The organism is Gemmiger formicilis, assembly GCF_024462815.1.
Lineage (GTDB): Bacteria > Bacillota > Clostridia > Oscillospirales > Ruminococcaceae > Gemmiger.
The window spans coordinates 25,205-39,586 of record NZ_JANGCG010000017.1 but is presented as its reverse complement, the minus strand read 5'-3'; the positions used below and the strand labels follow the sequence as shown (position 1 = coordinate 39,586).

At 58.7% G+C, this 14,382-nt stretch carries 14 protein-coding genes; 12 read left to right on the top strand and 2 right to left on the bottom strand.

Translation table 11 applies throughout. From position 1 onward, the window contains the following. Positions 1-118: 118 nt before the first annotated feature. The 12 genes from NE623_RS12210 to NE623_RS12155 all read left to right on the top strand — a co-directional run bounded on the left by NE623_RS12210 (position 119) and on the right by NE623_RS12155 (position 12,752). Positions 119-1,180, top strand: coding sequence for a polysaccharide biosynthesis protein (locus NE623_RS12210; RefSeq protein ID WP_294833485.1), 1,062 nt, complete (start codon positions 119-121; stop codon positions 1,178-1,180). Continuing rightward, a complete protein-coding gene (locus NE623_RS12205) occupies positions 1,177-2,376 on the top strand; it encodes a capsular polysaccharide biosynthesis protein CapF (RefSeq protein WP_256272850.1) in 1,200 nt (399 codons plus the stop codon). Before NE623_RS12210 ends, NE623_RS12205 begins: the two co-directional genes overlap by 4 nt. Positions 2,377-2,391: 15 nt before the next feature. Further along, complete coding sequence (gene wecB, locus NE623_RS12200) at positions 2,392-3,567, top strand: non-hydrolyzing UDP-N-acetylglucosamine 2-epimerase (protein ID WP_256272851.1); 1,176 nt, start codon at positions 2,392-2,394, stop codon at positions 3,565-3,567. Positions 3,568-3,588: 21 nt separating this feature from the next. Further along, positions 3,589-5,697, top strand: coding sequence for a hypothetical protein (locus NE623_RS12195; protein WP_256272852.1), 2,109 nt, complete (start codon positions 3,589-3,591; stop codon positions 5,695-5,697). A gap of 21 nt (positions 5,698-5,718) precedes the next feature. Continuing rightward, positions 5,719-6,942 (top strand): glycosyltransferase family 4 protein, encoded by a 1,224-nt coding sequence (locus NE623_RS12190; RefSeq protein WP_256272853.1) that lies wholly within the window; start codon positions 5,719-5,721, stop codon positions 6,940-6,942. Positions 6,943-6,991: 49 nt separating this feature from the next. Beyond that, positions 6,992-7,711 (top strand): glycosyltransferase family 2 protein, encoded by a 720-nt coding sequence (locus NE623_RS12185; RefSeq protein WP_256272855.1) that lies wholly within the window; start codon positions 6,992-6,994, stop codon positions 7,709-7,711. After that, positions 7,708-8,067, top strand: coding sequence for a DUF2304 domain-containing protein (locus NE623_RS12180; RefSeq protein ID WP_256272857.1), 360 nt, complete (start codon positions 7,708-7,710; stop codon positions 8,065-8,067). The genes NE623_RS12185 and NE623_RS12180 overlap by 4 nt, the downstream gene beginning before the upstream one ends. 28 nt (positions 8,068-8,095) lie before the next feature. Then, a complete protein-coding gene (locus NE623_RS12175; protein WP_256272859.1) occupies positions 8,096-9,598 on the top strand; it encodes an MBOAT family O-acyltransferase in 1,503 nt (500 codons plus the stop codon). 18 nt (positions 9,599-9,616) lie between these two features. Then, positions 9,617-10,990, top strand: a complete 1,374-nt coding sequence (locus NE623_RS12170) for a hypothetical protein (protein WP_256272860.1) — start codon at positions 9,617-9,619, stop codon at positions 10,988-10,990. Between the two features lie 2 nt (positions 10,991-10,992). After that, positions 10,993-11,532, top strand: a complete 540-nt coding sequence (locus tag NE623_RS12165) for a PglD-related sugar-binding protein (RefSeq protein ID WP_256272862.1) — start codon at positions 10,993-10,995, stop codon at positions 11,530-11,532. A gap of 191 nt (positions 11,533-11,723) precedes the next feature. Next, the gene (locus tag NE623_RS12160) at positions 11,724-12,053 is read left to right on the top strand and encodes a PadR family transcriptional regulator (RefSeq protein WP_370866746.1); all 330 of its coding nucleotides are present in this window, start codon (positions 11,724-11,726) and stop codon (positions 12,051-12,053) included. A gap of 3 nt (positions 12,054-12,056) precedes the next feature. After that, a complete protein-coding gene (locus NE623_RS12155) occupies positions 12,057-12,752 on the top strand; it encodes a hypothetical protein (protein WP_256272864.1) in 696 nt (231 codons plus the stop codon). A 64-nt stretch (positions 12,753-12,816) separates the two neighbouring features. Here NE623_RS12155 and leuB read toward each other — a convergent pair whose 3' ends face one another. Next, on the bottom strand, positions 12,817-13,887 hold the full coding sequence (gene leuB / locus NE623_RS12150; protein WP_256272865.1) for a 3-isopropylmalate dehydrogenase: 1,071 nt from the start codon (positions 13,885-13,887) through the stop codon (positions 12,817-12,819). A gap of 12 nt (positions 13,888-13,899) precedes the next feature. Further along, the gene (leuD, locus tag NE623_RS12145; protein ID WP_256272866.1) at positions 13,900-14,382 is read right to left on the bottom strand and encodes a 3-isopropylmalate dehydratase small subunit; all 483 of its coding nucleotides are present in this window, start codon (positions 14,380-14,382) and stop codon (positions 13,900-13,902) included.

The following is a 14,382-nucleotide window of genomic DNA, read 5'->3' as shown; positions in this document are numbered from 1 at the left end:
CACAAAAAGCAGCATTTTCCAACCCTGCGGCCTTTTCAAGCGGGGAAATTTGTGCTAGAATAAATAAGATTATAAAGTTAAACTGCGCCCATGCGCGGTCAAATATAAGGAGGCCATCATGGCAGACAGCATTTTTAAAGGCAAGACCCTTCTCATCACCGGCGGCACCGGCAGCTTCGGCCACACTGTGCTCAAGCATTTTCTCTCCACCGACATTGGCGAAATCCGCATCTTCTCCCGCGACGAGAAAAAGCAGGACGATATGCGCCACGAGCTGCAGGCCGAGCACCCGCAGTACGCGGGCAAGGTCAAGTTCTACATCGGCGATGTGCGCAATCCGCAGTCCATCCGCGATGCTATGCCCGGCGTCAACTATATCTTCCACGCGGCTGCCCTGAAGCAGGTGCCCTCCTGCGAGTTCTTCCCGATGCAGGCTGTCCAGACCAACATCATCGGCACGGACAACGTCCTGCACGCCGCCATTGACGCCGGTGTAGAGCGCGTTGTCTGCCTCTCCACCGACAAGGCCGCCTACCCCATCAACGCCATGGGCATCTCCAAGGCAATGATGGAACACGTTATCTTTGCCAACGCCCGCGTTGCGGCCGAGCGCGGCGGCACAACCATCTGCTGCACCCGCTACGGCAACGTTATGTGCAGCCGCGGCAGTGTCATTCCGCTGTTCATCGACCAGATTAAAGCCGGTAACCCCATCACCATCACCGACCCCAATATGACCCGCTTCCTGATGAATCTGGACGAGGCTGTGGATTTGGTTATGTTCGCCTTTGAGCACGCCAACCCCGGCGATTTGTTCATCCAGAAGTCGGACGCCTCCACGATTGGCGACCTGGCCAAGGCCGTGCAGCAGCTCTTCGGCGACACCGGCACGAACATCATCGGCACCCGCCACGGCGAGAAGCTGTTTGAGACGCTGATGACCCGTGAGGAACGCCTGCGCAGCGAGGATATGGGCGGCTACTACCGCGTGGCCGCCGACAATCGCGACCTGAACTATGACAAGTTCGTGGTCAAGGGCGAGGTGCACACGATGGCCGATGATTCCTATACGAGCCACAACACCAACCGTCTGGACGTGGAGGGCACGGTCAAGAAGATTCTGACCACCGAGTACGTCCAGAACGCGCTGAAGGAGATGGAGGCCGAGAGAAAGGCATGAAAATTCTTGTAACAGGTGCCAAAGGCTTTGTGGGCCGCAACCTGTGCGAGAACCTGAAAGCCATCCGCGACGGCAAGAACCGCACCCACCCTGCCCTGCAGATTGAGGATGTGTTTGAGTACGATTTGGACACTCCGCCTGCAGAGCTCGACCATTTTTGTGCAGACGCAGATTTTGTGTTCAATCTGGCCGGTGTGAACCGCCCCCAGAACAATGACGAGTTTATGCAGGGCAATTTTGGCTTTGCCTCCACCCTGCTGGACACGCTGAAGCTACACAGCAACATCTGCCCGGTTATGCTGTCCAGCTCGATTCAAGCCACGCTCATCGGCCGCTATGCGGGCAGTGAGTACGGCAAAAGCAAGCTGGCGGGCGAGGAACTGTTCTTTGCCTATGGGCAGGAAACCGGCGCGCCGGTGTACGTCTACCGCTTCCCGAATCTGTTCGGCAAATGGTGCCGCCCCAACTACAACAGCGCCGTGGCCACCTTCTGCAATAACATGGCCAACGATTTGCCCATCACGGTGAATGACCCCGCCACTGAGCTGGAGCTGCTCTACATTGATGATCTGGTGGAGGAGCTGCTCGACGCGCTGGAGGGCCGCCCCCACCGCTGCGAATATGACGGTCTTGCGCCGGTTTTCGGTGCAAAGGGTCGCTACTGTGCTGCGCCTGTGACCCACAAGGTCACCTTAGGCGAAATCGTCGATTTGCTGGAAAAATTCAAGGCGCAGCCCGCAACGCTGGTGATGCCGGAGATTCCCGCGGGCAGCTTTGCCAAAAAGCTCTATTCTACGTATCTTTCCTACCTACCGAAGGACAAGGTCCTTTTTGACTTAAAGCAAAATGAGGATGCGCGCGGCAGCTTTACCGAGCTGCTGAAAACCGAACACTGCGGCCAGTTCAGCGTGAATGTGTCCAATCCCGGCATTACAAAGGGCCAGCACTGGCACAACACCAAGTGGGAGTTTTTCATCGTGGTGGCGGGCCACGGCCTGATTCAGGAGCGCCGCATTGGCAGCGATGAGGTGCTGGAATTTGAGGTCCGGGGCGACAAGCCACAGGCCGTGCAGATGCTGCCCGGCTGCACCCACAATATCATCAACCTGAGTGAGACGGAGAACCTTGTCACCCTGATGTGGGCGAACGAGCCGTTTGACCCGAACCACCCGGATACATTTTTTGAACCTGTGTAACCAAGGAGAAAAAGCATGGCTGACTACAGCAATATCTCTTTTAAAAATAACGGCAAGCTCAAGCTGCTGATTATTGTTGGCACGCGGCCGGAAATCATCCGTCTGGCGGCGGTCATCAACAAGACCCGCAAATACTTTGACGTGATTCTGGCCCACACCGGCCAGAACTATGACTACAACCTCAACGGCGTATTCTTCCACGATTTGCAGCTGGCAGACCCCGAGGTCTATATGAACGCCGTGGGCGCGGATTTAGGCGAGACGATGGGCAACATCATCTCCGAGAGCTACAAGCTGATGGTCGCCATCCAGCCGGACGCCGTGCTGGTGCTGGGCGATACCAACAGCTGCCTGTCCGTCATCGGCGCCAAGCGGCTGCATATTCCCATCTTCCATATGGAGGCCGGCAACCGTTGCAAGGATGAGTGCCTGCCCGAGGAGACCAACCGCCGCATTGTGGACATCATCTCCGATGTGAATATGGCCTACTCCGAGCACGCCCGCCGCTATCTGGCCGACACCGGCCTGCCGAAAGAGCGCACCTATGTGACCGGCTCCCCGATGGCCGAGGTACTGCATCAGAATCTTGCTAAGATTGAGGCGTCCGACATCCATGCGCGTCTGGGGCTGGGAAAGGGCAAGTACATCCTGCTTTCCGCCCACCGTGAGGAGAACATCGACACCGAGAAAAACTTTACCTCGCTGTTCACCGCCATCAACAAGATGGCCGAAAAATACGATATGCCGATTCTCTACTCCTGCCACCCGCGCAGCCGCAAGCGGCTGGAGCAAAGCGGCTTCCAGCTTGACAAGCGGGTCATCCAGCACGAGCCGCTGGGCTTCCATGACTACAACTGCCTGCAGATGAACGCCTACTGTGTGGTGTCCGATTCCGGCACGCTGCCGGAGGAAAGCAGCTTCTTCACAAGCGTCGGCCACCCCTTCCCCGCGGTCTGCATCCGCACCTCGACCGAGCGCCCCGAGGCACTCGACAAGGGCGACTTCATTCTGGCGGGCATCGACGGTGACCATCTGCTGCAGGCCGTGGATGTGGCTGTGCAGATGAACGAAAACCGCGACCTCGGCATCCCTGTGCCCGACTACGTGGACGAAAATGTCTCCGACAAGGTGGTCAAAATCATTCAGAGCTACACCGGTGTGGTCAACAAGATGGTGTGGCGCAAATATTAATCAAATAAACAGGAGTTGTCTATGCCTACCGCCGTTATCGAACCGAAAATGCAAACCCGCCGCGCTGCCCCTGCCGGGGGCCGGGCGGTGCTGCGTCGTATCTGCACGATGTTTGCGTTGGTCGGTTGGGCGGCTGTCAGCCTGCTCAGCGGCGCTTCTCTGCCGGGAATGCTTGGCTTTGCAGCGGCTTGTTTTTTGTATTTGTTGCTGCCGGGCTGGGCACTGGCGGATTGGTTGGCACCCAAAGGCAGCAGTACCCCGCTGATGGCGGCGGTATACGGCTGTGCTTTACTGGCTGGAACCCACTGCGTGGCCGCGCGGCTGGGCTTTCCCTGGCTGCTCCGGCTGTTGCCGCCGCTGCTGGCTGCGGTATGGCTTTTCCTGCAAAAGCAGCAGACACTGCCGCGTTTGCGCTGCGGCGCACAAACACTGCTGCGCACGTTGGATAGTGGCACGGGCCTATTCTGGGCGGTGCTATGCCTTTTGTACGCGCTGTGCTTCGGCGCGGTCAACCCCGCTCCGCTGCAGGCAGGCGCGGTGCACCTGAATCAGGATATGCTGTGGAATGTGGGAAATGCGGCGGCGCTCAGCCACACATTCCCTGCGCAGGATATCCGGTTTTCCGGCGTACGGCTCTCCTACCATTACCTGACAGAGCTGCTCTCGGCAGCGTTGGCCCTAACAAGCGGAGCGGAAATTTACGATATATACGTATTTTTTGCGGGGCCGCTGTTTTTGGCAGGGGAACTTGTGGCACTGAAGTCACTGAGTGATGCCTACTTTGGCCCCGAGGATAAAAAAGCCTTTCCCCTGTTGACAGCGCTGCTGTACGGCTTTTCCTGCCTGTCGCTCTGGCGCGTACTGCCGACCGGGTTGAGCATTTTCGGCAACACGCTTTTGCAGCATCTTTTGACCAATATCAATTCACAGGCTACAGCGCTGGTGTTTATCGGTGCCTTTATGGTTTGCTTTATTCGCTGCAGCCGCGCAGGCTTCCGGGTAGGCTGGCGGGAAATTTCCGCACTGTTTCTCTCGTTTTTCCTGTTGTGTGTCGGTAAGGGGCCCGAGGCCGCCATTATTGTGTGCAGCTTTGCCATTACGATGCTGTTGCTTCTGCTGCGCCGCCCGCATTACGGCAAGGCTCTGTTCTGCCTTGTGGGGCTCTGTGCGGTGTTTGCAATCACCTATTTTGTGCTGTTTGCATCCGGCAGCAACAGTATGACGCTGACCATTTTTGCCATGAAGGACTATCTTTGCTATCAAGCCCTCAGCCCCTACGCCGATTGGCTTTGCGCTCATCTGCCGGTTTCCGGCTATGTCTGGCTGATTGGCATCGGTGTGATTGATGCTTTTTGTATGCTGCCGCTGCAATTCGTGCTGTGGATTTCGGCTATGCCGGGGGCACTGCGCCGGTTGTTCAAACTGGATGCCGCGCAAATTCTTGCCAACGGCGTGGTTATCGGCGGCTTTGTGGGGTATCACCTGTTTTACCATACAAGCTCCAGTCAGGTTTATTTTGCACTGGTTGCTATGATTTTTATGTCCCTTCTTGCCGTGCGCCCGCTGGAAAAGCTGCTGCAGGGGCATTTGCTTCCCCGCTGCCTGATTGGTATACTGGGTGCAGCGGCTTTGTGCAGCACCGTGCTGGGGCTGGGGTGCTATGTCCGTACCGGTCTTGGCCAGCTGCAGTCGACAATTGGCTGGAGCGACCCGCACGTAACGGATGATTACTGGACGGCCGGGGATGAGGAAGCCATGCTATGGCTGCGGCAAAATGCACCGCAGGATGCTATGTTTGCTACGAATCGAACTTCCCATACGCCGGAGGTTCTGGATGCCATCAGCAACGGCTACAGCGCTATGAGCCAACGGCAGGCCTATATGGAGGGCTGGACCTACGCCATGACCAATATGGGTGTTGACCGCGGTGTGCTGGAGCATAAGCAGAACGTCAACGCGGCACTGTTCAGCGGCTGCACGGCACAGGAGGCCGCCGCGCTGGGCGAGCAGGAGCATATCCGCTACCTTGTGCTGGCAAAGCGCTGGCCGGGCACCCCGCCGCAGACCCTGACGCCCGTGTTTGAAAATGACGATGTGGCAATTTATGCACTGGACGGCAGCGCCGAATAACCAAGCCGGAGAAACAAACGTATGCAGAAACGAATTTTAGTAGTAACCCAGCATTTCTGGCCGGAGAATTTCCGTATCAACGATATTGTCGAGGGTTTTGTGCAGGACGGCCTCAGTGTGGACGTGCTGTGCGGCCTGCCCAACTACCCCAAGGGCGAATGGTTTGACGGCTACAGTGCCGATGGCCCATTTGAGGAAACGTACAAGGGCGCCCGGGTGTTCCGTGCGCGGGAGATTCCCCGCAAGGGCAACACTGGCAAGACAATTTTTCTGAATTATGTCAGCTGGCCGCTGTATGCAGCCCGCGCCCTGCACCGCCTGCCCGGCGGGTATGATGCGGTGTTCTGCTTCAACACAAGCCCGGTGCTGATGTGCTGGCCCGCCATCAAATACGCAAAAAAGCACCATGTACCGTTCACAAACTATGTGCTGGATTTGTGGCCGGAGAATCTGTACAGCGTGTTGCCGGTCAGGAACCGCTTCCTGCGCTGGGTTGCCCAGACGGTCAGCGACAGCCTGTACAAGCGCTGCGACCGCCTGATTGCGATGAGTGAGCCGCTGCAGCAGCGCCTGTGCACCCGCACCGGCAAGAGTACCGCAGAGGTCGCCGTGATTCCGCAGTACTGCGAGGATTTCTACGCCGTGCCGCAGCAGGATTCCGCGCTGGCTGAGCGCTTTGCCGGGCGATTTACGGTAGTGTTCACCGGCACCTTCACCCCGGCGCAGAGCCTGGATATGGTCATTCAGGCCGTGCTGGACGCCCGCGCCGCCGGGGCGGATACGCTACATCTGCTGCTGGTCGGCGATGGTATGAGCCGCGAGGCCTTGCAAAAACAGGTTGCCGAGCTGCTCGCCGAGGACGCCGTGACCTTTTACGGCAGTGTGCCCGCCACCGAGGTGCCCAAATTTACTTCCCTTGCGGACGCGCTGTTGATTTCGCTGTCCGACTCCCCGGATTTGGGGCTGACCGTGCCCGGCAAGCTGGCCAGCTATATGGCCGCGGCCAAGCCAGTGCTGGCTTCGATGAACGGTGCCGGCTATGCGGCGGTGCAGGAAAGCGGCGGCGGGCTCGTCAGCCCTGCCTGCGACCGCAAGGCTCTGGCAGACAATATGCTGGCGCTTTACCGTATGACCGACACCGAGCGCGCCGCGCTGGGGCAGAAGGCCTACGCCTACTACGCAGTCCACTACCGCCGGGCTGAGCTGCTGCAGCGGCTGGAGGCCTTCACGCTGGGCCGCGGCTGATTCGGCATCTATCCGCACCCTACCACCAAAATTGAGAGGTACACCCATTTTGGACAAGAAAATTCTTGTTATCATTCCCTGCTATAATGAGGAAGATAATATCGTAAACACGGTGGAAAATCTGCGGGCCGTCTGCCCGGAGGTGGATTTTCTGGTTGTGAATGACTGCTCCACCGACAGCAGCGCTGATTTGCTGCGCAGCCACCACTATCCTTTTCTGGATCTGCCCGTCAACCTTGGCATCGGCGGCAACGTGCAGTGCGGCTACCTGTACGCCGTGCGGCACGGCTATGATGTTGCCGTTCAGATGGACGGCGACGGCCAGCATGACCCCGCCTACCTGATGGAGGTTGTGCAGCCGGTTCTGGACGGCCGGTGCGATATGTGCATCGGCAGCCGCTTTATTAAAAAGGAAGGCTTCCAGACCAGCTTTATGCGGCGGGTCGGCATACGGTGGCTCAGCGGGATGATTTTCCTGCTGTCCGGCAAGCGGGTGCTGGATGTGACCAGCGGCTTCCGCGCCACCAATGCGCGTATGACCGCCTATTTTGCACAGCACTATGCCGCCGATTACCCCGAGCCGGAGGCCATTCTGGCGGCCAGTCTGGCAGGCTTCACGGTGGCGGAGGCCCCTGTCATTATGCGGGAGCGTCAAGGCGGCGTGTCCAGTATTCACAGCTTCAAGAGCGCCTACTATATGATTAAGGTCACGCTGGCGCTTCTCATCGACCGTTTTTCCATCCATAAGCAGAAGGGAGGCCGCGCATGACCGGACAATTACAGCTGTTCATGATTCTGGGCGCGGTGGCGCTGCTGCTGATTATCTTCGCTTTTTTAAAGCGCGGCTATATGAGCGTGAAGTACAGCCTGCTCTGGCTGGCGCTCTCGGTGGGGCTGGTCATTGCGGCCGTGTTCCCCTATGTGATTTACGTTCTGCGGGATTTGCTGGACATTGAAATGCCGGTAAATCTGGTGTTCCTTCTGATGTTCTGCTTTGTGCTGGTGGTGCTGCTCTCGCTGAGTGTGGCCATCAGCCAGCTGGCGGACAAATGTAAGCGGCTGACCCAGGCAAATGCCCTGCTGGAAAAGCGAGTGCGCGACCTGGAGGAGCAAATCAAGAAGTGAGTCTTGCGGCGAAACGGAGAGAGGAATCATGACAATAACCTGGGAGCAGGTCCTCGCCTTTTTGTGTGAGGGCCAGACAATGGCGATTACCTCGCTGTTGTTTCTTGCTTTTTTTGCGGCGGTGGCGCTTATCAACTATGTCCTGCCCCGCGTATTGCGGCCGTATTTTCTGCTGATTGCCAGCTATGGCTTTTTCTGTTATGACCCGGTCAACCGCCCGCTGGTCTGGGTGCTGCTGGCCGCCACAGCCCTGACATGGCTCTGCGGGCTTATCATCGGCAAATGCCGCTACAAGGCCGTGCGCGTCCTTGCGCTGATTGCCTCGGTCGGGTTCGGCATCGGGATTCTGATTTTCTACAAATACTGGAATCTGCTGGCGGACGCCATGGGCGGAAGTGTTTTGTCCCACCGCGACAATCTGCTGGCCCCGCTGGGGTTGAGCTACTTCACCTTTGCCGCGATGAGTTACGCCATCGACGTCTACAAGCGGCGCTGCCGGGTGGAGCTGAACCCGCTGCACTATGCGCTGTTTGTCAGCTTTTTCCCGACTTTGATTAACGGCCCGATTGAGCGCTACCCCCAGATGCGCCCGCAGATACAGAAAAGCCGTCGCTTCAGCTACGGCCGCTGCGCGGGCGGCGCGTTCCGTATGCTGTGGGGCTACACCAAAAAGATGGTCATTGCCGACAACCTGGCCCTCTATGTCGGGATGGTCTACGGCGATGCCGCCAATATGAGCGGCCCCAACCTGACCGCCGCCGCCGTGCTGTTTGCCGTGCAGCTGTACATGGATTTCTCCGGTTGCTGTGACATTGCCCTGGGCGCGGCCCGCATACTGGGCTATGACCTGATTGAGAACTTCCAGTCCCCCTTTGAGGCCAGCAGCTTCAATGACTTCTGGCGGCGCTGGCATATCTCGATGACCGGCTGGTTCCGGGATTACATCTACTTTTCCCTCGGCGGCAGCCGCTGTGCGCCGTGGCGGCATTATCTGAACATCGTAATCGTCTTTATCTTCTCCGGCCTGTGGCATGGGGCAGACTGGCGGTATCTGGCGTGGGGCCTTGCCTGCGGCTTATGCGCTGCCTTTGGCGCTATGACGGCCAAGCTGCGCAAAAAAATCAACCGCTGCAATCCCCTTTACCGCATCGGCTGGTTCAAGGTGCTGTGGCAGTGCCTTGTCACTGACGCGCTGTTCTGCCTGACACTGGTGTTCTTTGCCTCGGCGCTCTACAACGTGGACCCCTTCGCTGTCTATTCTGCCATGCTGCAGGGTTGGGACGGTCTGGCCGGCTCGTGGGCACAGGTGTCCGAGCTGATTTACAGCGTTGGCATTGACGGCCGCCTGCCGGTGGTGCTGCTGTCCGGCTGCTTCATCGTCTTTGCGGCGGAGCACAACGGCCGCAGCGTGGCCCGCTGGATTCGTCAACAGGTCTGGCCGCTGCGCTGGACCCTCTACTATGGCGCCGCCGCGGCAATCCTCTTCTTTGCCGCCTTCGGACAGTCGGCGTTCATCTATCAGCAATACTGAGAAAGGCGGTGCAGAACAATGGCCAAATCCCCTACCCCGATTCCCACGCAGCCGGTCAAGGTGCACCGCGCCGCACAGGGCACCACACGCCCGGCGCAGAAGCGCCGCCGGAAGAAGCGCAACCCCATCCTCTGGTTTTTGCAGGGGGTGGTGCGCCGTATTTATTTCGGCATCAAGACGGCGTTCAAGTTTCTGCTTCTGGTGCCGGTGCTGGTCTTTATGGTAGCGTTCAGCTACAACGTCGACCGCAGCGGCCTGTTTCAAGGTGCGCTTGCACCCCGCCGCATTGTGGATTTGATGCTGCAGGGCTATGATGTGACAAACTTCGAGCAGATGGACGAGCGCGAGGTGGTACAGTTGTTTGCACAGGATGTACCCGAAACGCCCGAAGCCATCGGCATCGGCTCCAGCCGCGTGCTGCAGTTCAACCGCGAGAACACTGGCGTCGAGAGCTTCTTCAATATGGGTGTCACCGGCGCGGACGTGCGGGACAATATGACCAGCTATTATAAGATGGTCACCTACGGCAAGGCGCCCAAGGTGCTGCTGTGGAGCCTTGACCCATGGGTCTTTTACGGCAGCGAGGACGCCTTTGACGCCCGCGCCGATGCCGATTTGTACAACGAATTTTTAACCAAGGTGCTGAACGTCCCCACCGACTACGAGGAGCCCGACACCGTGGAGCTGTGGAAGGCACTGGCAGACCCGGCTTATTTTCAGGGCAACGTGGACTACTACGTGAAGAACCGCGGGCAGTCCACCGTGACCGACGATGACGGCAACGCGATTGAGTTCAACCCCGTGGAGGGTGACCCCTACAACCAGAACACCACCATCAAGCGGTCGGACGGCAGCGTTTTGTACGATGTAGCGTTCCGAACCCAAACGGAGGATCAGATACGTGCGCTGGCCGCCGGAGCCTGTATGAGCTTCAACAGCGTACATATGGAGGGCTTCGATGAGATGAGCCCCACCCAGATGCAGGCGTTTGACTCCTTCATCAAGTATGCACAGACGCAGGGAACCACGGTCATCCTTGTGCTTTCGCCGTGGCACCCCTACCTGTATGACTACCTGCTCACCGAGCCGGAGAACCACAAAGGCTTCTTTGAGGTGGAAAACTGGGTGCGTGAGTATTGTTCCCAGAACAACATTCCGCTTTACGGAAGCTATGACCCCACCTGCATTGAGGGCCTGCAGGAGACAGATTTCTTTGACGGCCTGCATTGCAGCGGCACCGGCATTGTACGGTTCTTCCCCGGTGTGCCGCAGGCCCTGCAGGATTTGCAGAACGGCACCCTGCCGGACCCGCTTGCCGTACACCCACGCACCAGCCTGGAGGACCCCGCCGCAGAGGGCGAGGCCGCACAGACAACCCAACAGGAGGGATAATTATGCCTTTTATTGAAATTGGTTTTAACGCAAAACGTCCGCTGATTCTGGGCCGCGGCGGCTTTGGCACCCAGCTGAATGACTGGCTGATGGACGAGGGCTGGGGCAGCGCGGATTTTCTGGATGACAACGCCCCGGACGCCGTGGGCGGTCTGCGGGATTACCTTGACCCCGCCATCCTGCGCAGGGGACGCCCTTCCTTTGTGGCACTGGGCGACAACGCCCTGCGGGTACAGCTGCTGCAAAAGCTGGCGGCTGCGGGCTACGCCACACCGGTGTTTATCAGTGACGCGGCCTCGGTCAGCCCCAGCGCCGTGCTGGAGCCGGGCTGCATCATCCTGCCGCAGGCCTATGTCGGCGCGGACGTGCATCTCGGTGTGGGCTGCATCGTCAACGCCGGGGCCATCGTGGACCACAACGCAACCCTCGGCCGCGGCGTGCACATTGCGCCCGGCGGCATTGTCAAGGCCGGTGCATCGGTGGCTGAGTTTGCCAAGGTGGACTCCGGGGAAATCATCCGTTCCCCGTGGGAGAACGCCTGAATGACGCCGCAGCTATATTGACGCGCTGAAGGGGCTGGGTGCGCCCGGCCCGGCATACTTTCCTTTGTTTTTTTGCAATACATCCCACCTGTTGGGATGTATTTTTTTATTGCCTGTTGACAGACGCACTACTTTGCATTACAATATAGGCAAGGAATATGGTAATACAAGGTAGTCAGGAGGTGAACACCGTGTTTGACCAAGCACAGCTGCGCAAGGGCACGCTGGAAGGGTGCATCCTGAAAATCATATCGCGGGAGCCTACCTACGGCTATGCCATTGCCGTCACCCTGCGGGAGAGCGGCTTTGCCGATCTGACCGAGGGCACGCTCTACCCCCTGCTGCTGCGGCTGGAGCGCAAGGGGCTGATTGCCGCCGAATACCGCGCCGGGTCGGGCGGCCCCAGCCGCAAATATTACCAGCTGACGCCGGACGGGGCGCAGTGCCTCGCCGAATTTGTCGCAGCATGGCAGACGACCGGCGCTGCTGTGAACCGCATTTTACAGGACAAGGAGGGCTAAACCATGAAAAGTATCCGCAACGAGTACCGCGAACTGAAAAAGGAAAATGACCTGATTTTTTCAACGCTGGCAGAGTACGACCGGGACACTATCACGGAAATCATCAGCGTAGCGGACAACACATGCGGCATCGGGTACGAGATCGAGCTGATCCGCAAGGACCTGATTGCGATGGCGGCACAGGCCGAGGCCCGGCACGACTATCTGCCGTCGGTCATCGGGGACGTAGATGTTTTTAAGCGGAATCTGCTGGCAAGCATGCCCAAGCCGAAGTTTGCGGATTACATGGCAGACAGCCTTGTGTGGCTGTGCACGTTTGCGTTGGCCTCCGCCGCGACCTATACGGTGTTGGGCCGCCCGTGGGACTGCCATTATGACGCGGTCTGGCTTGTGCTCTGCATTGCCATTATGATGCCCAGTGCGTGGCTGCTGCATCGCATTGTCCCCGCCGAGTGGGCGGCCTCTACCGAAAAAGGTGTGCGGTACGGCGCCATTACAGCCGCCATGCTGTTTTTGTGGTTCGTGGTGTTTTGGTTCGTCGACAAATGGATCACGCCGCTGCTGCCCGCGGTGGGCCTGCCCAACCTTGCGGCAGTCATCCTGTTCGGCGCGGCGCTGGCGGCGTTGCTTTTCTGGCGCAACCGCCGCCGGAACGAGCTGGCCGAGAAACATCCTTGGCGGGATGTGATGGAGAAATAAAAGTGTCCCCCGATGGTGCGGAACCATCGGGGGACGCTTTGCCTTCCCCTGCGGGGGAATCCTTTTAAATATGCTCCAAAATCTTGTTGCCCATCTCGGTGCAGCCAACCTTGGTGCAGCCGTCAGCCATCATATCGGCGGTGCGGTAGCCCGCGTCAAGAACGGCGTTCACCGCGGCCTCAATTTCATCGGCCTCGGCGGGCATATCAAAGCTGTAGCGCAGCATCATGGCCGCCGAGAGGATACAGGCAATCGGGTTCACAACGTCCTGCCCTGCAATATCAGGCGCAGAACCGTGGATGGGCTCATACAGGCCGCAGGTTCCCTGCCCCAGCGAGGAGGACGGCACCATACCGATGCTGCCGGTAATCTCGCTGGCTTCGTCCGAAAGGATGTCACCGAACATATTCTCGGTCACAATCACGTCAAACTGCGCCGGATTCTTGCAAATCTGCATCGCGCAGTTGTCCACAAACATCTCGCTGTACTCCACATCGGGGTACTCGGCCCGCAGGCGGTGCATCACAGCACGCCACAGGCGGCTGGTGTCCAGCACGTTGGCCTTGTCCACACAGGTCAGCTTTTTGCGGCGCTTCATCGCCGTCTCAAAGCCGATGCGGCCGATACGCTCAATCTCATGCTCGGAGTAGGGCATCGTGTCGATGGCGACCTTCTCGCCGTTCTGCTCCACGGTTTTGTGCTCGCCGAAGTAGACGCCGCCGATCAGCTCACGCACCACGATAAAGTCAATGCCCTGCTCCACGATGGACTTTTTCAGCGGGGAGGCATCGGCCAACTGCGGCCAGATTTTGGCCGGGCGGTTGTTGGCATACAGGCCCATACCCGCACGCAGGCGCAGCAGTCCCTTCTCTGGGCGCTGGTCACCGGGCAGGCCCTCCCACTTGGGGCCGCCGATGGCACCCAGCAGGACGCTGTCCGAGTTCTTGCACTTTTCGAGCTCGGCGGCGGGCAGCGGGTCACCGAATTTATCAATGGCCTCGCCGCCCATATAAGCGCGGGTGTAGGTAAAGGTGTGGCCGTGCTTGGCGGCAATCTTGTCCAGCACGCGCACTGCCTGCGTCACGATTTCGGGGCTGGAGCAGTCACCGTAAATCAAGGCAATATTCTTGTTCATCTGTGTTCCCTCTTAGTCTTTTAAGCTGTTCATCAGGCCGCCCTTGGCGATAATGTTCTGGATGAAGGGCGGGAACGGCGCGGCCTGGAAGGTCTGGCCGGTGGTCTCGTCCGTGATGACGCCGGTATCAAAGTCGATGCTGACGGTGTCCCCCTCGCGGATGGCCTCGCTGGCGGCGGGGCACTCCAGAATCGGCAGGCCGATGTTGATGGCGTTGCGGTAGAAAATACGGGCAAAGCTCTTGGCAATCACGCAGCTGATGCCGGACGCCTTGATGGCAACCGGCGCGTGCTCGCGGGAGGAGCCACAGCCGAAGTTCTCACCGCCGACCATAATATCACCGGCCTTGACGCGGGTGACAAACGTCTTGTCGATGTCCTCCATGCAGTGGCTGGCCAGCTCGGCAGCACTCTGGGTATTCAGGTAGCGGGCCGGGATGATGACGTCAGTGTCAATATTGTCGCCGTATTTAAAAACAGGACCTCTTGCGTTCAT